This is a genomic window from Granulosicoccus antarcticus IMCC3135, assembly GCF_002215215.1.
Taxonomy (GTDB): Bacteria; Pseudomonadota; Gammaproteobacteria; order Granulosicoccales; family Granulosicoccaceae; genus Granulosicoccus; species Granulosicoccus antarcticus.
In genome coordinates this window covers 228,724-250,204 of the sequence record NZ_CP018632.1, presented here as the reverse complement: position 1 = coordinate 250,204, position 21,481 = coordinate 228,724, and the positions used below count along the sequence as shown (strand labels likewise).

21 protein-coding genes and 2 pseudogenes are annotated in these 21,481 nt (G+C 50.2%); 15 read left to right on the top strand and 8 right to left on the bottom strand.

The window, feature by feature from the left end; genetic code table 11:
* Window positions 1-11 precede the first annotated feature (11 nt).
* The 3 genes and pseudogenes from IMCC3135_RS01175 to IMCC3135_RS35375 form a co-directional block, all read left to right on the top strand.
* Window positions 12-1,496, top strand: coding sequence for a pyridoxal phosphate-dependent decarboxylase family protein (locus IMCC3135_RS01175; protein ID WP_205737859.1), 1,485 nt, complete (start codon window positions 12-14; stop codon window positions 1,494-1,496).
* A 1-nt stretch (window position 1,497) separates the two neighbouring features.
* Window positions 1,498-1,866: a hypothetical protein gene (locus IMCC3135_RS01170; RefSeq protein WP_088915908.1), complete on the top strand. Its 369-nt coding sequence runs from the start codon at window positions 1,498-1,500 to the stop codon at window positions 1,864-1,866.
* Between the two features lie 44 nt (window positions 1,867-1,910).
* Window positions 1,911-2,087: pseudogene (locus tag IMCC3135_RS35375) on the top strand (hypothetical protein); the annotation flags it as partial.
* 179 nt (window positions 2,088-2,266) lie between these two features.
* Here IMCC3135_RS35375 and IMCC3135_RS01160 read toward each other — a convergent pair.
* On the bottom strand, window positions 2,267-2,659 hold the full coding sequence (locus tag IMCC3135_RS01160) for a hypothetical protein (RefSeq protein ID WP_088915906.1): 393 nt from the start codon (window positions 2,657-2,659) through the stop codon (window positions 2,267-2,269).
* A gap of 78 nt (window positions 2,660-2,737) precedes the next feature.
* On the bottom strand, window positions 2,738-3,625 hold the full coding sequence (locus tag IMCC3135_RS01155) for a hypothetical protein (RefSeq protein WP_088915905.1): 888 nt from the start codon (window positions 3,623-3,625) through the stop codon (window positions 2,738-2,740).
* A 590-nt stretch (window positions 3,626-4,215) separates the two neighbouring features.
* On the opposite strand from IMCC3135_RS01155, the gene IMCC3135_RS01145 reads away from it, so the two are divergent.
* Window positions 4,216-5,589, top strand: a complete 1,374-nt coding sequence (locus tag IMCC3135_RS01145; RefSeq protein WP_088915903.1) for an NAD-dependent succinate-semialdehyde dehydrogenase — start codon at window positions 4,216-4,218, stop codon at window positions 5,587-5,589.
* 68 nt (window positions 5,590-5,657) lie between these two features.
* Here the strand turns inward: IMCC3135_RS01145 and IMCC3135_RS01140 are convergent, their stop codons facing one another.
* A complete protein-coding gene (locus tag IMCC3135_RS01140) occupies window positions 5,658-6,359 on the bottom strand; it encodes a GntR family transcriptional regulator (RefSeq protein ID WP_205737858.1) in 702 nt (233 codons plus the stop codon).
* A gap of 265 nt (window positions 6,360-6,624) precedes the next feature.
* Complete coding sequence (locus IMCC3135_RS01135) at window positions 6,625-6,933, bottom strand: DUF1272 domain-containing protein (RefSeq protein WP_088915901.1); 309 nt, start codon at window positions 6,931-6,933, stop codon at window positions 6,625-6,627.
* Window positions 6,934-7,095: 162 nt separating this feature from the next.
* On the opposite strand from IMCC3135_RS01135, the gene dctP reads away from it, so the two are divergent.
* From dctP to IMCC3135_RS01115, 4 genes are all read left to right on the top strand, one after another.
* A complete protein-coding gene (gene dctP / locus IMCC3135_RS01130) occupies window positions 7,096-8,094 on the top strand; it encodes a TRAP transporter substrate-binding protein DctP (RefSeq protein WP_205737857.1) in 999 nt (332 codons plus the stop codon).
* A gap of 12 nt (window positions 8,095-8,106) precedes the next feature.
* Complete coding sequence (locus tag IMCC3135_RS01125) at window positions 8,107-8,682, top strand: TRAP transporter small permease subunit (protein WP_205737856.1); 576 nt, start codon at window positions 8,107-8,109, stop codon at window positions 8,680-8,682.
* Window positions 8,682-10,001: a TRAP transporter large permease gene (locus tag IMCC3135_RS01120; RefSeq protein WP_088915899.1), complete on the top strand. Its 1,320-nt coding sequence runs from the start codon at window positions 8,682-8,684 to the stop codon at window positions 9,999-10,001. Before IMCC3135_RS01125 ends, IMCC3135_RS01120 begins: the two co-directional genes overlap by 1 nt.
* A gap of 68 nt (window positions 10,002-10,069) precedes the next feature.
* Window positions 10,070-10,705 carry a dimethylsulfonioproprionate lyase family protein gene (locus tag IMCC3135_RS01115; RefSeq protein ID WP_088915898.1) on the top strand — a complete coding sequence of 212 codons (636 nt, stop codon included), beginning with the start codon at window positions 10,070-10,072 and terminating at the stop codon, window positions 10,703-10,705.
* Window positions 10,706-10,782: 77 nt separating this feature from the next.
* On the opposite strand, the gene IMCC3135_RS01110 is transcribed toward IMCC3135_RS01115, so the two are convergent.
* Window positions 10,783-11,604: a DUF2799 domain-containing protein gene (locus IMCC3135_RS01110; protein WP_157735689.1), complete on the bottom strand. Its 822-nt coding sequence runs from the start codon at window positions 11,602-11,604 to the stop codon at window positions 10,783-10,785.
* Between the two features lie 764 nt (window positions 11,605-12,368).
* Here IMCC3135_RS01110 and IMCC3135_RS01105 point away from each other — a divergent pair.
* Entirely contained in the window at window positions 12,369-13,142 is a 774-nt protein-coding gene (locus IMCC3135_RS01105; RefSeq protein ID WP_088915896.1) for a DUF5677 domain-containing protein, read from the top strand.
* A gap of 275 nt (window positions 13,143-13,417) precedes the next feature.
* Here IMCC3135_RS01105 and ltrA read toward each other — a convergent pair whose 3' ends face one another.
* Window positions 13,418-14,770 (bottom strand): group II intron reverse transcriptase/maturase, encoded by a 1,353-nt coding sequence (gene ltrA, locus IMCC3135_RS01100; protein ID WP_088915895.1) that lies wholly within the window; start codon window positions 14,768-14,770, stop codon window positions 13,418-13,420.
* A 13-nt stretch (window positions 14,771-14,783) separates the two neighbouring features.
* Complete coding sequence (locus IMCC3135_RS34610; protein ID WP_205737829.1) at window positions 14,784-14,999, bottom strand: hypothetical protein; 216 nt, start codon at window positions 14,997-14,999, stop codon at window positions 14,784-14,786.
* A gap of 582 nt (window positions 15,000-15,581) precedes the next feature.
* Here IMCC3135_RS34610 and IMCC3135_RS01085 point away from each other — a divergent pair.
* From IMCC3135_RS01085 to IMCC3135_RS01070, 4 genes are all read left to right on the top strand, one after another.
* Window positions 15,582-16,121, top strand: a complete 540-nt coding sequence (locus IMCC3135_RS01085) for a hypothetical protein (protein WP_088915892.1) — start codon at window positions 15,582-15,584, stop codon at window positions 16,119-16,121.
* A gap of 241 nt (window positions 16,122-16,362) precedes the next feature.
* Window positions 16,363-16,887 (top strand): hypothetical protein, encoded by a 525-nt coding sequence (locus IMCC3135_RS01080; RefSeq protein ID WP_157735687.1) that lies wholly within the window; start codon window positions 16,363-16,365, stop codon window positions 16,885-16,887.
* A gap of 99 nt (window positions 16,888-16,986) precedes the next feature.
* A complete protein-coding gene (locus IMCC3135_RS01075; protein WP_088915890.1) occupies window positions 16,987-17,490 on the top strand; it encodes a GIY-YIG nuclease family protein in 504 nt (167 codons plus the stop codon).
* 78 nt (window positions 17,491-17,568) lie between these two features.
* A complete protein-coding gene (locus tag IMCC3135_RS01070; protein ID WP_088921623.1) occupies window positions 17,569-18,915 on the top strand; it encodes an ISNCY family transposase in 1,347 nt (448 codons plus the stop codon).
* A gap of 290 nt (window positions 18,916-19,205) precedes the next feature.
* Here the strand turns inward: IMCC3135_RS01070 and IMCC3135_RS01065 are convergent, their stop codons facing one another.
* A complete protein-coding gene (locus IMCC3135_RS01065) occupies window positions 19,206-19,955 on the bottom strand; it encodes a group II intron maturase-specific domain-containing protein (protein ID WP_088915889.1) in 750 nt (249 codons plus the stop codon).
* An 80-nt stretch (window positions 19,956-20,035) separates the two neighbouring features.
* Here IMCC3135_RS01065 and IMCC3135_RS01060 point away from each other — a divergent pair, with 80 nt between their 5' ends.
* Both IMCC3135_RS01060 and IMCC3135_RS34920 read left to right on the top strand, forming a co-directional pair.
* Window positions 20,036-20,242 carry a hypothetical protein gene (locus IMCC3135_RS01060; protein ID WP_088915888.1) on the top strand — a complete coding sequence of 69 codons (207 nt, stop codon included), beginning with the start codon at window positions 20,036-20,038 and terminating at the stop codon, window positions 20,240-20,242.
* Window positions 20,239-21,381: pseudogene (locus IMCC3135_RS34920) on the top strand (recombinase family protein); the annotation flags it as partial. The gene IMCC3135_RS01060 and the pseudogene IMCC3135_RS34920, both read left to right, overlap by 4 nt.
* Window positions 21,382-21,481 lie beyond the last annotated feature (100 nt).

The window sequence follows — 21,481 nt, the reverse complement described above, 5'->3', positions numbered from 1 at the left end:
CAAGCACTAGCGTGTCTTTATTGCGTTTACGCTGTGAGGTGGAACCGATGGACTATGAGAACCTGGATCCGCAAGATTGGAACGCGATGCGTCGCCTCGCCCATCAAGTCACCGATGCTGCCATTGAGCATACACGGGATGTTCGAAATCGACCCGTCTGGCGGGAAATGCCGGATTCCATAAGAATCGGATTTACCTCACGTGTGCCAGAAGACCCAACGCCACTTTCCCAGATCGTGGCTGAGGTCAATGACACGGTCATGGCGTATCCCATGGGGAACATTCATCCGCGCTTCTGGGCGTGGTATATGGGCACCAGCAATGTCACCGGAGCGCTGGCAGATTTCATGGCAGCGATTCAAGGCTCTAACCTTGGTGGCGGGAATCATGCTGCTGCCCTGATGGATGGTCAGGTGGTTCAATGGCTTCGAGAAATGATAGGCCTGCCGGAGTCCACCAGCGGTTCACTTGTCAGCGGTGGCTCGGTAGCGAATCTGATCGGGCTGACCGTTGCGCGCAACCGACACGCCGGATGCGATGTTCGTGAAGAGGGCGTAGCGGCAATGCCGAAACCGTTACGCTACTACGGATCAGATCAGCTGCATAGCTGTCACCAGCAAGCCATGGAGACACTGGGATTGGGAAACCATGCTTTGGTTAGAGTGCCATCAAAGAGCGATATGAGCATGGATGTGGACGTATTGCGTAGTCTGGTCGCGCAACACCGCTCAGAGGGGCTCAGGCCAGCTTGCGTTATTGCTACCGCTGGTACCGTCAACACCGGCGCAATTGATGACCTTGAATCCATTGCGGAATTCTGTGAAGAGCAAGGGTTGTCTTTTCACGTGGACGGCTGTATCGGTGCATTGATTGCCATTGCTCCGAACAACCGATGGCGGGTGGCCGGTATCGAGCGTGCAGACTCGGTGGCACTGGACCCGCATAAATGGTTGCATGCACCATTTGAGGTGGGATGCGCCCTGGTGCGTGACAAGTCTGCACACTTGAAAGCGTTCTCGCTGTCGCCCGAATATTTGAAGCCTGCTGCTCGTGGTTTGGCAGCTGCTCCGTTTCTACATGACTACGGTATCCAGACGTCGCGTGGATTTCGCGCCCTGAAAGTATGGATGTCTCTGCGAGAGCATGGCGTCAAAAAATTCGGGCGACTCATCGATCAAGACATTGCCAAGGCAGCTTACTTATCGGCATTGATTGAACAGGCCACCCAACTGCGATTGCTTTTCCCGACCAGCATCAATATTGTCTGCTTCCTGTTTGATCCAGGTGGCAGGAGCAAGGATGAACTGAAAGCACTGAACACCGAGATCATGCTCCGATTGCAAGAGGAAGGTACTGCGGTACTCTCTGATACCACAGTACACGCTAGCCACTGCCTGCGAGCGGCAATCAACAATCATCGAACCTTGCCCGAAGACTTGCACCTGCTAGTGGCGGAAACTCTGCGCATTGGCAATAGTCTTATTGGTGATGGATAGAATGGCAGATATCAACCGGAAAAAGTCATACTTGGCACTGCGAAAGCCTTCTAACCACACCACCTGGAGCGTAAAAATGGTACACGGCTTTCAGGGTTTAAAATGCGAGTTTGGCGGTTATTACGTTCACTATAACGACAATTGGATCCAGTTCGGCGGGAACTTCAGAGGTAACTACGATGCGTGTCAAATCGAGAACAATATCCTGACTGGCGATTTCAACCGCGTAGCGTCAGGGGACAAGGGTGCTCCGTACAATGAAGAGCTGAACAGCGACTACAACCTCACTGTACAGAATGATGTTGACGACTTTCGCCTGAAATTTTTCCAGGCGCCAGAGTTCGATGCTCGATTCGCAATTTGCGAATAGTCTTTGAATGAAAAGCGGCACACGTCAGCAATCGACCTGATCGGGCTGTCACTAGCGGCCTGACAGTTATAGAGGCATTGGTGGCGTCAGGTGTCTACGAGAACCAGTCTGCCACTGGAGTCTCCAACGGAGACGTAAACGCAGGCTTTGGAAATCACGAATTTTCTGCATTACCTATGATGACCACCCTGATGCAGGCCGGCCGAAATACGGTTCACTGATCGGTGTACAACGGTCCGGAAAGTCCTCTTTACGGACCGTCGCGGACATGGATCGCACGTCGAAGGCAACTCCCGGTATCGACCCAATTCGGCTGTTCGTCAGATGTTGATGACAGTCCGGTTTATAGATCGGAAAGGTGAACTGATTGCTGGGGAAAGTGTTCACCTTCAGGTTGATTCTAGAAAGTTTTCCCTTCCTTTATGTCAGATGCTTTGACAGGAATTGTCTTTCCTTCAAATTCACGCAAATAATCCCCTGAAGCTGTCTTTTTCAAGCCCAAGCATTCCTCTGCGCCACCGAATACCTCTGCGGTATAGCAAAACGTACTATCTTCGGTTGCATACCAGATCGTGTCTTCATTTTCCCCATCCCAATGCACAGTCGCAACTGTATCAGACTCGAAAAACATACCTCCTTTTGAGAAAGGGAACGTATGGTTCACCAGTAACTCTTGCAATTGTATTTTTGTCAACGCTACTAGATCTATCTCGATTTCTTTTACTTCACTATTTGCCGCACAACCAGAGACGAGGCAAGCCGTTGTCAAAGACAATATCCGAATAATTTTCACAGTAATTTTTCCTGAGTTCTAACAGCTGATTGGTAAACACTAACGGTGAGGTAGATATGACTCGAATCACAACCTCGACTACGGTCCAGATAAACCGAGTGTGTTGCCAGTGGTTATAGTTACACCACTAACAAAACCTGTTTCTGAATAATTGTAACTGCCAACTGCTGGATTCTTAGTCATCAGGTAATTCTCTGCATCCGCGATGCAGTAAGTTGACTCACCACCTCTAATCTCTTCACAAATCAATCCGTTCGAATCAAGAGACCAAGTTCCTTGGTATTCATCACCGTTTAACCTTCTTGAGAATTTCACGCCGTCGGAGCGATAGTATATTTTTGAACCGGATGCAAAATCAGCAGTGCTTCCAATCATCAAATTTGTGTATTCAAGTCTAGTCAAAGATTGTAGCTCCCCTGTACCAACGAGCGTCATTTGAAAATGAACCAATGCGACTTCTGCGGGAATCAAGCTCGTGTTGGATGAGCCTGAATTTGCAATTAAGTTAACGACGTCTGGGTTTTGTGAGAATTCTGAAGGGGCTACGTTCAAGTCGATCGCTGCAGCACTTGCAGCAGCGGCTTGATCTGATATTTCGATACCATTACTTGGGTTAGCGTCAACGTCTAGAGATTGGAGGAGAACAATAGTGTTCACAACCACGTTGTCGTAGATGCTCCTAGCCTCAGACATGTCAATAGGGGTAACAGTTTCCATGGCACTAATTAGTGGAAAACTTAGATCTCCAACAGAAAATGTAACGCTTTCGCCTTCTACGTATTGAAACTCTCCATTTTCGTTGGTCACTCCAGAGAGGGTTTCGGTATTGTAGGAAACACCTTCTACTGCACTATCCAAAAACACACCTGTCAAAGTAGTATCCACTTCACTGTCTTGAGTAGAAGAACTGCTACTACAGCTTGCTAAAAGCATGGTGCACAAAGCCACCAGGAAATATAGTTTCATTAAATCTTCCGTGTATTGGAGAGTGAACAGTTTGATAAGGAAGTGTTCACTTTTTAACTGAACCTGTCAAATCCACAACCGCATACTTACACCGTTCATGCCTCGTAGCCTTGGTCAGCAAGGCCAAAAGGTGAACACTTCGCCAGAGAACTGTTCACCTTTTGTAAGCCCTGTGATTTGCTGGAAAGCAGACCGTCGCAGGCAAGACGCCTATTCCTGCTCTTGGCCGATTGCTGACCGACAGGCGAATTCCGGCAAATCAGATGCGACAGCCCGCTACAAGCACTTTGCAGACCCACAGCTTTTTATCCAATGTACTACCGGCCTCGGCCGAAAGCAGACCATACCTGCCTGACTTGCTCGCAATCCAGCGAAATACAGCTTCGGACACCAGATGGTCCAGTTCCTGAGGTGGGCGATATCCTGGACAGCCTCCCAAGAGCGCAACTGTAGAACATTTACCTGTCTCGTTATCGCAGGATCTTCACCGGTATTGTTTGAAGACTGTGCATGGTTGCAGGTGCCTACCTCTGACTCATGCAAATACTTTTCACCGATTATCTTGCCGATAAACATCTACAGGAGATTGCATGTTCACCAGCACCAACCCGGCGACGGGTCAGCAGATAAGCACTCACGAAGAACTGACTGCCGCACAGATCGAAGAGAAACTCGACAAGGCCGCAACGGCTTATCAGCAATGGCGAACATCGAGCCTGGAAGAACGTTCAGCTCTGTTGAACCGACTGGCCGATCAGTACGAATCCCAGAAAGATCGACTGGCAACAATGGCAACCCAGGAGATGGGTAAAACCTACGCCTCCTCGGTGGCCGAAGTGCAAAAGTGCGCCGCGGCTTTTCGTTATTACGCCGAGCATGGCCCCGCTATGCTGGAGCCTGAGAACATAGAGCTGAGCAACGGCAACAAAGCGCTTGCCCAATGGTTGCCGCAGGGCCCGGTACTGGCCGTCATGCCGTGGAACTTCCCCTTCTGGCAGGCTGTACGTTTTCTGGCACCCACCATCATGGCCGGCAATGTCGGACTGTTGAAGCATGCCAGTATTGTGCAGGGCGTTGGAGCCTTGATGGAAGAGATGGTGCTGGCGGCTGACGGCCCAGAAGGCCTGTTTCAGAATCTTGCCATCAAGTCTGGAGCGGTTGCCGACATCATTGCCGATGAACGTATTGTCGCTGTCACACTGACAGGAAGCGAAGGCGCAGGGATGGCTGTTGCCGAGCAAGCCGGACGCCATTTGAAAAAAGTCGTACTGGAACTGGGCGGCTCTGACCCGTTCATTGTCATGCCATCAGCAGACTTGGACGATGCGGTCAGCAAAGCGGTCACAGGCCGTATCCAGAACACGGGACAGTCCTGTATCTGCGCCAAACGTCTGATTGTGCATGCTGACATCCATGACGCATTTCTGGAGAAGTATTCGGAAGCCATGAAAGCGGTGACCACCGGTGACCCCATGGATGCCAACACCGACATGGGCCCCCTGTCGAGCTTTGAACAACGGGACACGGTGCTGTCACAGCTGGAGTCTGCGAAAAAAGCCGGAGCCACCCTGCTGTTCGGTGGCGAAGCGTTGCCGGGCGACGGTGCCTTCATGTCTCCGGGTATTCTGGTGAATGTACCACCCAGCAGTGACCTGATGGCCGAGGAGATATTCGGGCCGGTGATGATGGCCTTTAAAGTGGCTGATATTGATGAAGCCATCAAACTTGCCAATGACATTCCCTTCGGACTGGGCTCTTCGGTGTGGACCACCGAGCCTGCCGAACAAGAGCGCTTTATCCGTGATATCGAAGCGGGCATGACCGCTGTCAATCAGATTGTCGCCTCCTCACCTGAGGCGCCTTTTGGTGGCATCAAGCGTTCGGGCCATGGTCGGGAGCTGGGACCTTATGGGCTGCACGAATTCATGAATCTGAAAACCGTATTGCTACCCCCTGCTTCCTAGAAAATCAGCAAGCCCTGAGTTCTGGAGTCTCAAGGCTCTACGGTTCTGAAGTTCCAGAATTCAGTGATTCAGGATCTGACCTTATCGTTTTGCTGTCTCTGTGAAGACAGCAAATCGTTGAACCGCTCTCCCTGAATCGAAATATGCTGGCGAATGGCCACTTCGACGCGCCCAACATCGCCAGCTGCAATGGCAACAATGATCTCCTCGTGCTCGCTCATCGATTGCCGCATACGATAAGGGACACGTAGCTGCAGACGTCGATAGGCCTGCAGCTGATGGTGCAATGAGGAGGCTTGCGCCGCCAGAAAACGATTTCCGGACATACGGTATAAAGCCTGATGCAGGCGCTCGTTCTCACGATAGTAGTGGTTGCTATCACCGCCCTTCAAGGCGGCCTCACAGTCACGTCCCAGCGCTTGCAGTTCCTGAATATCTTCCTGTGTAGCACGCCGCGTTGCCAGTCGACCGCACATGGCCTCAAGCTCGGCCATGACCTCGAACATCTCCAGCAGGTCTGTCAGTGAGGGGGTATGTACAAACGCCCCTCGGTTAGGCCGATGCTCCACCAGGCCGGATGCGATCAACAGCTGCAGAGCTTCTCTGACCGGGGTGCGCGACACACAGAATCGATCAGCCAGTTGCTGCTCGTCCAGACGATACCCTAGGGGCAGTTCGCCGAGCAGAATATCCTGCTCGATCTGCTCGCGTATCTGCATGGCGGGGCGAACAGCGGGTTCAACCCCAGCTGTAGTGTTTTCCTTTCGCACGTCGGGTTTTCCAGCCATACCGTTTAATCTGAAGTTGAATCATCTGGATAAATACTACTTCAAGAATTGCACTCCAAGGGTCATATATTGTATACAAACCGTGTGCCATCCATAATATCTCTATAAATGGGCCTTGCAGCGGCAGATGCTATTCACTTTGAGAGGCGACCGGCCTCGGTATCACCAACCTGCTCTTGCCGCCCGTTCAATGATCTGGACTCGGCTAGAGCGCTGCTGCATTTCCAGTTGATATCAACTTTTCGACCTATCGCTCTTCAGGCTGCAGGTGCCTGGTCTTTTCACAAAACTCCTTCAGTTCATCCAGGCTGTAGCGTGTCTGAACCCGCTTGGTTGAGGCCGGCTGGTGTTCAAGACTGACGCCCTGCCGACGGGCGATTCTTGGGCGAAAGGGTCGAGAAACAAAGCCTCCACCGCAATTGGGACATACATTGTGGAGCACCTCATCGACGCACTGCTTACAGAACGTACATTCATAGGTGCATATCATCGCCTCTGTAGATTCAGGCGGTAGATCCCTGTCACAGCACTCGCAATTGGGTCTTAATTCCAGCATATTTTTGCAACCGGTGAAGGCGTGGAGGAGCAAAACGGACGTCGTTAAAACTTGCATTCAAGGCGTCATATATTGTATACAAACCTTAGCGCCAACCATAACACTTCTCTTGTGTGTGGTGACCTACCAAGTCGCGGCGTCTCATAAACTGGAAGGTGGAATATGAAAAAGAATCCGACTCTCAACCGATTGCTGATGTCCAGCCTTTGCGTTTTCGGGCTTACAAGTGGCATCGCCAGCGCCACGGAGCTGCGTTTATCGCATCAGTGGTCAACCAATGACATTCGCCACAAAGTGGCACAAATGGTGGCCGATGAAGTAGCGGCAGCCGATGTGGATCTGGATATCAAGATATTTCCATCCAAATCCCTGTTTCCTGCCACAGAACAATACAAGCCGCTGTCTCGCGGTCAGTTGGACATGACTGTTCTACCGCTGTCCTACGCGGGCGGACAACAGCCTGCCTACAACCTGACACTGATGCCAGGTCTGATCAAGAACCACGATCATGCAGCGCGCATGAACGACTCTGAATTCATGCAGCGTATCGAATCCATCATGGCAGAAGACGATGTGATGGTATTGGTGCATGGCTATCTGGCCGGTGGTTTTGCAGGCAAGGACAAATGTATCTCCAGCCCTGATGATGTCGCTGGTATGCAATTACGAGCGGCAGGCAAAGCCTTCGAGCAGATGCTGGCCAAGGCCGGTGGCTCCATTGCTTCCATGGCCTCCTCCGAGATCTACACCGCCATGCAGACCGGCGTACTCGATGGTGCCAATACCTCATCCTCCTCCTTTGTCTCCTACCGTTTGTATGAACAGGTCAAGTGCTATACACCAGCAGGCGATGTCGCCCTGTGGTTCATGTATCAGCCTTTGCTGATGAACAAGGATGCCTTTGATGACCTGAACGAAGCTCAGCAGGAAGCACTGCGCGCTGCCTCTGCCAATGCCCAGGCCTACTACCTTGAAGAGGCCAAGAAAGAGGATGCAGAGTCTGTCAGAGTCTTCACAGAAGCCGGGGTTGAAATCAAGCAAATGAGCGCCGAGGAATTTGATGCCTGGCGTGCCATGGCGACCGAGTCCTCCTACAAGAGTTTTGTCGAAGATACCCCCGATGGTCAGGAACTGCTTGATCTGGCTTTGTCAGTCCAGTAATCGATCCCTACCGTGACTGATCACAAACCTCAAGACACCACAAGCACGAGGCAGGAGAACGCAAGCTCCCTGCCTCGTCCCTTGTGGATGCGCACGGTAGACAGAATCTCCGGTGTATGCGGAGCCGTCTCGGCCAGCATGATTCTGATTGCCGTACTACTGACCTGCCAGATGATCTGGGTACGCAAGATCAACAATGCCTCCACGGTCTGGCAGACAGAAACCGTCATCTATCTGATGATTGCAGCAACCCTGATCGGCTTACCCTATGTACAGCGGGCGCGTGGTCATGTCAGCGTGGATCTATTACCGCTGCTATTGCCCGCCAAGGCGGCCAAGGCCCTGTCGATGGTCACGCTTGTAGCCGCCATCGGCGTCATGGGCATCATGTTCTTCTATGGCCTTGAACTGTGGTTGGTGACCTGGGAGAAAGGCTGGCGTTCTGAAACCGTGTGGGGCCCGAGACTGTGGATTCCCTACCTTGCCATGCCGGTCGGCTTTGGCCTGTTCATCCTGCAACTGATAGCGGATCTGGTCGCCGTCGCCACAGGCCTGGATACCTTGCACACTGACGAGCGCAAACACTGATGGATCCGTTGACTCTGGGGGCACTGGTTGCCCTGATTACCATCGTCGTCCTGTTTTCCGGTGTCTCGGTTGCCACCGGCTTGTTGATCGTCTCGGCAGGCTTCCTGTTCGCCTTTGACGGTCTGCGCTCACTGGAGCTGATGCCCGAAGTCTTCTTCGGCGACCTGAACAGCTTTGCTCTGTTGTCCATCCCCATGTTCGTGATCATGGGCTCGGCCATCTCCTCGACCCGCGCCGGTGCCGATCTGTACGAGGCTCTGGATCGCTGGCTGACACGGGTGCCCGGTGGCCTGGTGATATCCAATCTGGGTGCCTGCGCCCTGTTTGCTGCCATGTCCGGCTCCTCACCTGCCACCTGTGCCGCGATCGGCAAGATGGGCATCCCCGAGATGCGCAAACGCGGATATCCGGATGGTGTGGCGGCAGGCTCTATTGCGGCCGGCGGCACGCTGGGTATTCTCATTCCCCCCTCTGTCACCATGATCGTCTACGGCATTGCCACCGAGACCTCTATTGGCCGCTTGTTTCTGGCAGGTGTCATTCCCGGACTGCTACTGATGGGTCTGTTCATGGCCTGGTCTATCTACAGCACCTGGCGGCAACAGGCGTTCAGCGGTGCACTGGAGGCGCGCAGCTTCAGCTGGAAAGAAAAGTTCGAGATACTGCCTCGAGTCCTGCCTTTCCTGTTGATTATCGCCGGTGTGCTGTATTCGATGTACGGCGGTGTGGCCACCCCATCAGAGACCGCTGCTGTTGGTGCCCTGTTGTGCCTGCTGATTGCCATCATCATCTATCGCTTGTGGAGCCCGAAGTCCCTGTGGGTCGTACTGCGGGATTCGACTCGCGAAAGCGTCATGATCCTGTTTATCATTGGTGCGGCAGCGGTCTTCAGCTATATGCTCTCCAGCCTCTATATCACTCAGACGATTGCCGCCGCTATTGGTGATCTGGATGTGAACCGCTGGGTACTGATGGCTCTGATCAATGTGTTCTTGCTGGTTGCAGGCTTTTTTCTGCCGCCCGTGGCCGTGATCCTGATGGCAGCCCCTGTGCTGTTGCCGGTCATTACCACCGCAGGGTTTGACCCCTACTGGTTTGCTGTCATTCTGACGATCAATATGGAGATCGGCCTGATCTCGCCACCGGTGGGACTCAATCTGTATGTCATTAACGGCATTGCACCGGATATCAAGTTGAAGACGATTCTGCTGGGTTCCTTGCCCTATGTTGGCTGCATGATCCTGGCGATCATATTGCTGGCTATTTTTCCGGGACTGGCCACCTGGCTGCCGAATCTGGTGATGGGGGATGCCATTTAAAACCTTCATTGACTTTGCATCATGCGCCGGTGTATTAAAAGATTGACTCTTGCTCACCGGCGCGGCTCATGCATGATCGACATCCTGAACTGCAACATTTTCTGCACACCCTGCAGGCGGCCATTGATGATCGTAGCGCAGCCCATAGCCCTGCCCGCCTGACCGTGCAGCGCATTGTGGATGCCATGCAGGCCACACCCGGGCAAAGGATGAGTCCGGAACCGGTGATCCAGCCCTGCTGCAGTTTGCTCGATGGTCTTGTGGAAGATCTGTCGGTACCTGCGACAGAGGGGAGCACACAGGCAACAGACGCATTGGCAGCGCTTATCGAACATGCTCGGTCACTGGCTAGCCTGGCACCGCAACTGAGCTGGTTCATACGCCCCGGTGCCGAGCGTACCGGTGAGCCTTTTCTTTCCGGTCATGCTAATGCGACACTGGTTGGCAAGGGTGGACTGGAAGAGCGCGATGATGTCTGGATTGGCGTAAGTGTGATGAGACCGGGTGTCACCTACCCCGAGCATCGACACTTGCCTGAAGAGGTTTATGTGGCACTGACACCGGGTCAGTGGCAGCAGAACAGTGGTGAGTGGCATGAGCCGGGCATTGGCGGCATCGTCCATAATCCGCCTAATGCCCTGCATTCCATGCGTTCAGGAGTCTCGCCATTGCTGGCTACCTGGTGCCTGTGGAAAGGCCGATAGGTATCTGGCCGCCGTCGTGCACCTATATGCTGGTTGCCAGATCCTGAAGAGCACCCTGTTTGGTGATCGTGAATTAATCAGGAATCCAGTTCAATCTGCCACTGCTGCTGCATTTTCTGCAAGTTCTCGCGTTTTTTCTCGGCCTCGTCCAGATCACTTTCGGTCTTCCACTTTTCACTCTGGCGACTACTCAAATCACTCTTGTAGGTAGAGCGTTGCTGTTTCACCAGATCTTTGAAGGCTTTGCTCTCAGCAGCTTCAGCAGACTTAAGCTCCTTGTCCTGATAGCTCACCAGTGTTTCCAGAAGATCGATCTCGGAGTCCAGTGAGTCGCGTTTTTCCTCAAGCGTTGCGATGTCCTGCATGGATTGCGGCAGCGCCAAGTTAATCGCGTTGAGATAGCTTGTGAGAAATTCCTGCTCGGTTCCAGCAGGACAGGAACCTCTGTAAGTTCCCCCGGACATACCGAACCGCTGGCCACCCGAAGCACTACAGAGAACGGCCAGGCCTTGCGCGAAACCGTTGTCAAAATCAGGCCCCATGACGCTCAGGCAGATGTTCTTGTTTTCAAAACCCTGAGTGGCTTGTTCCAGTCCATTATCAAGCGTGCAGAAGTTACCCAGCCCTGAGCGATAGCCGGTCATGTAAGCAGCCTCGTCGGCATCGGAGCCTGCTGCAGAGCATTTATCGAAATGCTCCTGAAAGCTCACCTCAGACACCTTGCCTGCCTTACCGTCCTTCTGACCGGCCTTGGTCCAGTTCTTCTGGTTGCAACTGATACGAGTAATGGTCTGGCAACTGGACAAGGAAAAAGCCAAGACCAGCAGCAAACAGACTTGAGCGGGTAGATACCAGGCAGGCCTGCCCTTGACACCAACTTGCACATCCTTTGTAGACACAATCATTCTCCCTTTTTTGAGTAGCGGCAAGCAGCCGTGGCTGGATTTTACCAGTCTGGGAGTTTTACTGACAGGCTGGTTGCTGACTGTGGTTTGGGCGGCAGAAATTAGGTTTGGGGACGTTTGCTTCGGGGGAGCTTCTTTAACTTGGAAGGGGTTATTTGGGGGTGGTAAAAATAACGGGATATAGGGTTTGGAGAAATGTGACGTATGTGCGATATTTCAGGGGTGGATGGTGGGGGCGTAGTGGACTTGGATGGGTTTTGAATTCGTATTGGTGATGGGGTGACGCGGGCTTTTACTGATACGGGTGAGGCGTTGGTATTGGTGCATAACTGAACCCACCGAATACTTGTTCGGTTTGCTAAGGTCCACTTTCAACAATTCGGCCACATTACGAAAACGTGCTGATTTGAAAAAAATATAGTGCAACAGAGAAGTTCACGTCTGCGCCGAGACTGGATCTGTGTGTAGAAGAAGAAGAAGAAGAAGAAGAAGAAGAAGAAGAAGAAGAAGAAGATCGCTCGCGCGTTTTCACTAATAGGAACAAAAATGTTTGACGATATTTTGAAAGCAGCTCAAAGTAGGCTTGAAAAAAAGATAGTCAGATTGAATTTGAAGAATTACTGGATGAGGCTACGAAAATATTTTTCGAAACAACAAAAGACACAGAAAAAGACAACTTATTAAGCCAGCGCAAAGAGCATCAAGAGTTTATAGATAGAAATTGTAAACGTTGGGGGCCAGGACTCGATAAACTTGAGTTGCATTACATTGCGACTCAGGAAGCCGCTTTCTGGTTTCAAGAATATTATCTAAGTTTCCCGGAGTTAGAAAATGATCCGCTACTTGGCGTACTCATGAGACTCCATGCGAATGCATGCAGAATTACATCAGAGATTATACATTTAATAAAGGGAGGTTATCCTGATGGTGCTTTGGCTAGGTGGCGGACTTTATTCGAGATATCAGTAACTTGCTTGATAATTCATAAATATGGGAAGAGTGCTGCAGTTGATTATATTAGACACGGCTATATAAAAAATGTAGAAGGAATTGAAGAGTATCAAAAAACTGCAGAGAAAATGGAAGTTGAACCATATACTGATAAGGAGTTAGAGGACGCTTTAGAGCTAAAAGAAGCATTGAGTGAGGGCGAAATTCACTGGCACTGGGCTCGCAAGTTTACTGGGTATTCAAAGCTGGAAAAATTAAGAGGGCATGTAAATTTAGATGGATGGTCTCACTATTACAAACTAGCGAGTAGAAATATCCACGCTGATTACAGTGAAATGAAAACACTACTGGGTATGGAGGAAGCGAAAGAAGATTTACTTTTGATTGGCCAATCAAATTCAGGAATGACTTTGCCAGCACATGCCACGGCAATTATGCTTAATCAGATTACGAATTGTTTTTTAACTGCATACATACAAGAAGAAAAAATCGCGTTGGACTACACGAAATCCATTTTGTTTATGAAATTGCTGACTAAGTATGAAGATGATGTTGGGAGAGAATTTTCAAATTGCCAATAAATAACATATGGAAACGCAGCAGATCGCAGTGCGAATAGAGAGCTAACGCAGTTGTTGAGAAATTTCTATTTTCTTTATTGCAATTGGATATAATTTTACGCCGTATGCTCGCTGGCAGTAGACACTATTTTGATTAGTCTTGACATACTAACATTAGCAACGGAGCGCGAGTCACGACGGACATGTCAATTTTAAACGCATACCGAATCGGGTAAGGGCTGGTGTTTAGCCAGCCCTCCCCACAACACCCTGCATGCGGGTCCGCACAGGGCGTTTCATACTGAATGGTGAAGTGAGATCCACCCTTGGCGTAATGAGAACAAACCTTCAGCTTTCAAGTAGGCGTTAGATAACGCCTGTTGAATGCCCGGGGTCTTGGAACTACGGCAAGGTCCTTTACTCGTGCGACCGCACGCAACCGCTGTCTGTATCTTAACTCCCAGCTTTAACAGTTTTCCTATTTTGGTACGAGGTAAACGCCACTGCCGCCAGTAGGCCATTCGTAAACGGCGTCGTATCCAATGATCGAGTTCGACACACTGGTTATAGCAGTTGGCAATGCCAAAATAGTTTACCCAGCCACGTAAGTACTGGCTGAGCCTGAATATCTGGTAGCGCATGGATACACCCCAGTTGCGGTTCGTTAAACGTCGTACCTCACGTTTGAAATTGTGCAAGGACGACGCGTGCCATTGAATTCTGCCAGACCCGAAAGTGAAACCCAGGAACTGACAATCTTTGGCTTTAACGACACGGCTTTTAGTTGTATTCACAACCAGTTTCAAACGGTTTTGCAAGAATTGGCTGATGCTGTGTAGCACCCGTTCGCCAGCACGCTGACTACTGACTAAAATAGTAAAGTCGTCCGCGTAGCGAGAAAATTGATGGCCGCGTCTTTCCAGCTCCTTGTCTAAAGGGTCAAGCATGATATTCGACAATAACGGCGAAAGTGGGCCGCCCTGAGGTACACCGTCTCGACTCTCTTGATAAAGCTGGTTATCGATAACCCCAGCTCTCAGGTAACGTTTGATCAATCGTAGCACACGCTTGTCTCGAATCTTTCTGCCGAGAAGTGACATGAGCAGATCCTGATTTACCCGATCAAAGAACTTGGACAAATCCACATCCACAGCAATGCGACGTCCCGCCTTGATGATGGAGTGAACCTGCTTAACCGCTTGTTTTGCACTACGCCTTGGTCTGAATCCAAAACTACTCTCAGAGAAGTCTGGATCAAACACTGGCGTTAGTATCTGGGCAATAGCTTGCTGGATAATCCGATCTAAAACGCACGGAATACCTAGCGGGCGCTTACTGCCATCAGGCTTGTCGATCTCAACCCGTCGGACTGGAGAGGGCTGGTAACGACCTGTTTCCAGTTCGTTGACAACACGTTTCCAGTGCCCCGCACTTGCCCAGTCAGGAAACTCATCAATGGACATGCCATCGACACCTGCAGCTCCCTTATTGGCTCGAACACGGTTCCAAGCTCTGCGTAGATTATCAGAGTCCAGAATGCGTTCAAGTAGATCGTCACCAAAGGCTGGCTTCGTGACAAGACGCTGAGTCACGCCATCACCGGACGGTGTTCGTGTGCTCAAGTCTGTCAAGGCTCCTCCTTTATTCATTATGTTCGGGCCTTCACCGTGTCTCACCCATTACGGTGAGCGTTTGGCTACTATGCCGTCTGCTGACTTCTGTCTGATCACCAGTGCGGTTGCCCGCATCGGCGCTATCGGTGTTCATCGATTCGCTCTCTTTGGCTGATGGAGTCCAAAGAGCCAAGGCTTGGTCATCCAGCGCCTCACTGGAAAAAGGCCGATCGCACGTCAAACAGATCTCCCCAGATAAGAACATGAACTTTCCCTGCACAACTGCATCATTTACGGTGGCCATCAGATCACCTGGCTTCGTCATCTTGTGCTGACTCGCCTTCTGCCTACGCCTCATATGATGTTCTTGTTCATCAGCTCACAGGTTTGCTAGCGGCTTCCTTCAGACCGTTCCTCACGGATTGGCCCTTGCCATTCGCTAGTAGTTATCATCTAATGGCTCCATAGCTGGAATCACTAGATGGTGATCTTCCTACAGAGGACTTTCACCTCATTAGTTCATGCCCATGCTGGGCGTACACAAAGCAATGAAGCTGAAACTTGACCCAGCCACGTCTGCGCTGCCGCTTCGCCGCGTCAGCCTCAAGTTCACCTTATTGCGGCTGTTCGATTTGCTAGGAAACTTCGTTACAGCCAAGGTCAATGCGATAAGTGATCCGTTCGCACAAAATTCGACTGATCATTTACGGCCCTCACTGATGAGTACGATCAGTATTTGTACCGCAGCTCCCAGCAAACGGCGGATACATTGACTCTATGCAATTTTTGAATTTAAGATGCAGGCAGATAATTCGTCGTGAAATGTTGATAGAACAAAGGAATCAAATTGGCAAAGTTAAGAAAACTAATAAATGGACAAAATATTTCCTTCGATACTCATCAAGCAGGAGATGGGCAAGGTGTGCATTGGAAAAATGTGCATCTTGAGAAAACCGTTCACAACAAGCAAGGGAAAGTGAGATTCCCGCTTTTAAGTGAAGAACGCCCAAGCAACGTAGGCATGAATGAAAAAGATTTTCGAAAAATATCACGCGAAGTAAAAAAGGAACTAAGAAAGAATTCCAATTTGGTCAATGACTTAGTCGATGCCGTTTTAATGCAACTAGATCGTTTTAGCGAAGGGGAGGCAACGCTAATTGATGCTCAAACTGCAGCAAGAAAACTTGCAGGATATTTTGACTTAGATGAGAGAATAATTTCATCTCTACCGTCGAGATATAAGGATATGCAGTTAGAACGCCTTTCCACTCTACACAGAAATCCTGCGAGATCAGGATTCATAGAGATAGAACAAAGCTCAGAAAATGTTGTTATTCGCAAGGCATCTAACAGTGTCATTTTAAAGCATCTAGAGAAAAACCAGTAGCCAACCAAATACCCACCGCCAAGACGCGCGACCCTGAAAACTAGCCGCACTGAATTTGCGAAGTCAGAACAGCCCATGCCGCTGCGAAGTAAGACCATAAGTAAATCGAACAGTACATTGCACCTGTCATTTGACATTGCCCTCCCGACGCTGACGCTCTGTTCGGGGAATGTCAATTGCAGGTGAATGCGATGTTATGCCTCTTGTCGTTATGCCTTATATTAAGTAACAGGAAAAAATATTGATACCGACTAGAAAACAATGGAAGTCATGGTCTTTACCTAGCAAGTTGACAGCTATAGGCACTTTTGTAGGTCTATTGTCTTTCGGGTTTTATCTAATAGAAAAGGTTCATCATCATTTTAAAGATTTCCCCTCTCGCGCAGACGATAGCGAAGTATCATTAATTGTAGAGTTTCAGAATTATACAGATAATGAAATTCTACTCTACGGTAGAGGTGACGTGTTTTACTGGTTTCCGGGAGGTGGCAGGTATCAAAGTGCCGCTTTCGAGGTGATAAGTTTTGGTGGAGATTCGACCTTTACCAATCTGTCAATAATGAAGCAATCGAAGGTCAGAGGTATTGTAAAATTATTACCAAAAGATATTGCTCGAGGTTACTTAAACCAAGGTCATATGTCTTTGAGCTTGCTGTTCAAGGGTGACAACGGTTTGCAGAAAATGAGTCCAAATGTGGGGTTTTCTAATTCCAATATTCACGATGGCTATATACCTGTTCTATTTGATGATGAAGAATCGAAATAAACTGCAGTCGAAAATTAGATGCTCACTTTCTTATCTTCCGCTTCGAACATGCATCATCAAACTCGCAGAAATATAGGTAAATTATTTGAGAGAATTTGTATGGAATTTGATAAGACCGATGAATTGATTGCATTTGTACGAGAAGTTAATGATCATCTCTTCAATGAGAATAACCAAAGACCGGTTGCATACGCATCATCGAATATTGCACTTTGGAACTCTATAGCTTTACAAGAAGAAAATGCTACTCTACTAGAGTCCGTTTCAGGTAGGGCAAACATATACGCAATATTTATTCGTGACATCAATTCTGACGAATTCACGATTTGCTATATTGGAAAAACAACCAGGAATCTACCGAGATCGCGGATTCGCAATCACCTAATAAAAAAGCATGAAAAAACTGGAGCAAAACTAAGCAGGATTATAGATCATGTTCAGGGTGGTGGCAGCGTCAAAATCGCATGGGCAGAGATTGAGCCACAAAGCTTGAAAAATTGCATAGAAGAAGAGTTAATACGCCTGCACCCAGAATCTAGCTGGTGTCCGTCCGAAAACGCTAAACGATTGAAATCAAATCCGAATTCGGGAATTTCTGGGTAATAAGTTCCGGTGATTTTTGCTACCTTGTGCATCAAGCGACTGATTTACAAGGAATCACAAAAACCACCGGAGGTAACAATGCGAATTCAGCGCACTGTCAACACCAGTATATTCGAATCATTCAGCGAACACGAGATCGGCCTTGAGTTGAAGGCCATTTCAGCGTTTCTGGATCGACACGTTGAGGTTCTGGACTGGATTGCAGCCGATTTACGGGTGAAGGCTGTGCAGAAAACGGGGCGTGTCGGACTACCCGTTGAGTGTGTCGTGCGATGCGCCTTGCTCAAGCAGATGCGTCAACTGAGTTACCACGAGTTGTCGTTCCATTTGTGCGATTCAGCCTCCTTCCAGGCCTTTGCCCGTTTGCCCATGGGCTGGTTTCCGAAGAAGTCCGCTCTCCAGGATACGATCAGTCGGATCACACCCGAGACCTGGGAGCGAATCAATCACTGCGTGCTCCAGGAAGCGCAGCTCGAGAAGGTTGAGAATGCGAGAAAGATCCGCATTGACAGCACAGTCACCGAGTCGGATATTCACGAACCCACAGACAGCTCTCTGCTGTTCGATAGCGTGCGTGTCATGACCCGACTACTCAAAGCGGTTGGCAAACTGCCCGGGAAGCCGGTGATCGAATTCGTCAATCATCAACGCCGGGCCAAACGACGTGCTCATCAGATCTTCAATACGAAAGGCATAACGGAGAAAGTACCGCTGTATGCCGATCTGATCCAGGTGACATCCGTGACGTTGGCCAATCTGGAAAAGGCAGAGATGGCCGTGAGCCTCTCTTGCACAGACATACACAAAAAGGCAAATTGGCAAGCGGAGGTAGCACGCTTTAAACCCTGTATTCAAAGGGTAATCGATCAAACACAACGACGCGTGTTCAATGGTGAGAAGGTCCCGGCACAAGAGAAAATATTCAGTATATTTGAAGCTCATACCGACATCGTGATCAAGGGTGCCAGAGACATCGAGTACGGGCACAAACTCAATCTGAGTTCGGGCAAAAGCGGCTTGATCCTGGATGTGGTGATCGAAGAGGGCAACCCTGCCGATACGGATCGATTGCTGCCGATGCTTAAGCGTCACGTGACTCTGTTCGATCAGCCCCCTCGACAAGTGGCCGCCGACGGAGGCTATGCCAGTGGGGCGAACCTGGAGGCCGTAAAGGCCATGGGTGTCACCGACATGGCCTTCAACAAGAAACGCGGTCTCAGTATCGCGGATATGGCAAAGAGTGCCTGGGTGTATCGCCAGTTAAAGAACTTTCGAGCCGGTATTGAAGCAGGCATTTCGTGCCTGAAACGCGCCTACGGATTAACCCGATGTACCTGGAAGGGTCTGCAACACTACCGCTCATTTGTCTGGTCATCGGTGGTCAGCCATAACCTGACGGTGATGGCTCGACTACGCCCTGTCTGAACCACTGAGTTTACTGAATTACCCAGATGGGCGGGCACGCTCAGGGTTCGTCGTGTCTGAAATAAGGGCCATGCTTGTAGGAACACGCCAAAATCACGAAACCGCTTATCTTCCGGTAATAGGTGAGACCAATTTAGTGCAGTCTGAGTTCCGGATTGGCGGTTTGTGCGGCTCTCAGGCTGTTTTCGGATGGACACTAGCTGGAACCGGGAAAATGCATAATCGGGTAAGGGCTGGTGTTTAGCCAGCCCTCCCCACAACACCTTGCATGCGGGTCCGCACAGGGCGTTTCATACTGAATGGTGAGGTGAGATCCACCCTTGGCGTAATGAGAACAAGCCTTCAGCTTTCAAGTAAGCGTTAGATAACGCCTCTTGAATGCCCGGGGTCTTGGAACTACGGCAAGGTCCTTTACTCGTGCGACCGCACGCAACCGCTGTCTGTATCTGCACTCCCAGCTTTAGCAGTTTTCCTATTTTGGTACGAGGTAAACGCCACTGCCGCCAGTAGGCCATTCGTAAACGGCGTCGAATCCAATGATCGAGTTCGACACACTGGTTATAGCAGCTGGCAATACCAAAATAGTTTACCCAGCCACGTAGATACTGACTGAGCCTGAATATCTGGTAGCGCATTGATACACCCCAGTTACGGTTCGTTAGACGTCGTACCTCGCGTTTGAAATTGTGCAAGGACGATGCGTGCCATTGAATTCTGCCAGCCCCGAAAGTGAAACCCAGGAACTGACAATCTTTGGCTTTAACGACACGGCTTTTAGTTGTATTCACAACCAGTTTCAAACGGTTTTGCAAGAATTGGCTGATGCTGTGTAGCACCCGTTCGCCAGCACGCTGACTACTGACTAAAATAGTAAAGTCGTCCGCGTAGCGAGTAAATTGATGGCCGCGTCTTTCCAGTTCCTTGTCTAAAGGGTCAAGCATGACATTCGACAATAACGGCGAAAGTACGCTACCAACAAAAGAGCAAAAACCGGCGTACACTGGGGTATCCGCATTGGCAGAGCGTGTCTCAGCGGTCATTTCAAAGGCAATACAGAAGCGCACATTGAGCTGTTTGTAGCCATTGATCCGTCGATCTCCAGGACTACAGGGGCAACGTCATGACCAAGCGCAAACGACGCCAGGTGCTGACTGTTAGGGTCGAGTTCGAACCCAACCGCTTCTCCCACGATTGTTTGCAGCAGGCCTACCAGAGATTCAGCCCCACAGTGGCTGTGAGCCTCTCTACACCACCCAACACTGATGAGGCCGAGTCGGACCAACAAGCTGATCCTGACATTCTGAGGCCATCCAGGAGCCCGCAATGAGCCATCAAAACATCTGCGCACTCTACGCACGAGTCTCATCGCCAAAGCAGGCCAAGGATTGCACCATCGATAGCCAGATTCAGGCGCTGAAAGAGAGGATTGTCAGCGATGGCGGGCAGCTAATCGATGACATGGTTTTCAGTGATGCGGGAGTGAGTGGCGCTACGCTGATCCGTCCGGAATTGGAGAGGTTGCGTGATGCTATTTCTATCGGAGCCGTTGATCACCTGTATATTCATTCCCCAGATCGCCTCTCGCGCAAGTATGCCCACCAGGCTTTGCTCATGGAGGAGTTTGCCAGCGCAGGCGTTGTCGTCAACTTTCTAAACCACAAGGTTGGCACCTCGCCCGAAGAGGAAATGTTGTTGCAGATGCAAGGGATGTTTGCCGAGTACGAGAGAGCCAAGATCATCGAACGTCATCGTCGAGGGAAGCTTCACCGTGCTCGTGTGGGCAGCGTTAACGTACTCTCTGGAGCACCCTACGGCTATCGCTATACACGTAAGCAACTCGACGGTAAACCTGCCCAGTATGTGATTGATCTTGAACAGGCGAAAACAGTACGTCAGATATTCAACTGGATAGGGGTCGACAGATTCAGTATTGGAACGGTATGTCGGCGTCTTGGTGAAGCGAATATCCCTACAAAAACAGGAAAAAGCCACTGGGATCGTAGTGTTGTCTGGAGCATGCTGCAGAATCCGGCGTACATGGGCAAAGCCGCTTTTGGAAAGACCAAAGCCGGTGCATTAATGCCGAGGGTACGACCCCAGAAGCACAGTGCCGAGACACCCAAGAAGCCGCACTCAACGCACCGAGTGCAACGTAAGGATTGGATCGAGATTCCTGTTCCGCCGATCGTAAGTCAGCCGTTGTACGAGGCGGTACAAGCTCAACTGGACGAGAACCGAAAGCGAGCACGAGTTGGAGAGCGTGGGGCTAAACATTTATTGCAAGGATTGACGGTATGTGGGCATTGTCACTACGCCTACTACGGCAAAAGAGTCAGCCCATCAACCGCTAAAGGAAAGTTTCAATATGCCTACTATCGTTGTATCGGAACGGATGCCTATCGCTTTGGTGGTCAAAGAATTTGTGACAATTCCCAGGTGCGAACTCAGACGCTGGATGAGTTGGTGTGGGCCGAGGTGATCAATGCACTGGAGAACCCTGAGAGGCTGAAAAAAGAGTACGAACGGCGCTTGAATGTTCTGGAGAAAAAGGAGCATGAGAGGCACG

What these genes read in the sequence shown, in the direction of transcription:
- IMCC3135_RS01170 (WP_088915908.1), top strand. Translation starts at nt 1,498, where the DNA reads ATGGCAGATATCAACCGGAAAAAGTCATACTTGGCACTGCGAAAGCCT.
- IMCC3135_RS01155 (WP_088915905.1), bottom strand. Translation starts at nt 3,625, where the DNA reads ATGAAACTATATTTCCTGGTGGCTTTGTGCACCATGCTTTTAGCAAGC.
- IMCC3135_RS01145 (WP_088915903.1), top strand. Translation starts at nt 4,216, where the DNA reads ATGTTCACCAGCACCAACCCGGCGACGGGTCAGCAGATAAGCACTCAC.
- IMCC3135_RS01135 (WP_088915901.1), bottom strand. Translation starts at nt 6,933, where the DNA reads ATGCTGGAATTAAGACCCAATTGCGAGTGCTGTGACAGGGATCTACCG.
- dctP (WP_205737857.1), top strand. Translation starts at nt 7,096, where the DNA reads ATGAAAAAGAATCCGACTCTCAACCGATTGCTGATGTCCAGCCTTTGC.
- IMCC3135_RS01120 (WP_088915899.1), top strand. Translation starts at nt 8,682, where the DNA reads ATGGATCCGTTGACTCTGGGGGCACTGGTTGCCCTGATTACCATCGTC.
- IMCC3135_RS01115 (WP_088915898.1), top strand. Translation starts at nt 10,070, where the DNA reads ATGCATGATCGACATCCTGAACTGCAACATTTTCTGCACACCCTGCAG.
- ltrA (WP_088915895.1), bottom strand. Translation starts at nt 14,770, where the DNA reads ATGAATAAAGGAGGAGCCTTGACAGACTTGAGCACACGAACACCGTCC.
- IMCC3135_RS34610 (WP_205737829.1), bottom strand. Translation starts at nt 14,999, where the DNA reads ATGTTCTTATCTGGGGAGATCTGTTTGACGTGCGATCGGCCTTTTTCC.
- IMCC3135_RS01075 (WP_088915890.1), top strand. Translation starts at nt 16,987, where the DNA reads ATGGAATTTGATAAGACCGATGAATTGATTGCATTTGTACGAGAAGTT.
- IMCC3135_RS01070 (WP_088921623.1), top strand. Translation starts at nt 17,569, where the DNA reads ATGCGAATTCAGCGCACTGTCAACACCAGTATATTCGAATCATTCAGC.
- IMCC3135_RS01065 (WP_088915889.1), bottom strand. Translation starts at nt 19,955, where the DNA reads ATGACCGCTGAGACACGCTCTGCCAATGCGGATACCCCAGTGTACGCC.
- IMCC3135_RS01060 (WP_088915888.1), top strand. Translation starts at nt 20,036, where the DNA reads ATGACCAAGCGCAAACGACGCCAGGTGCTGACTGTTAGGGTCGAGTTC.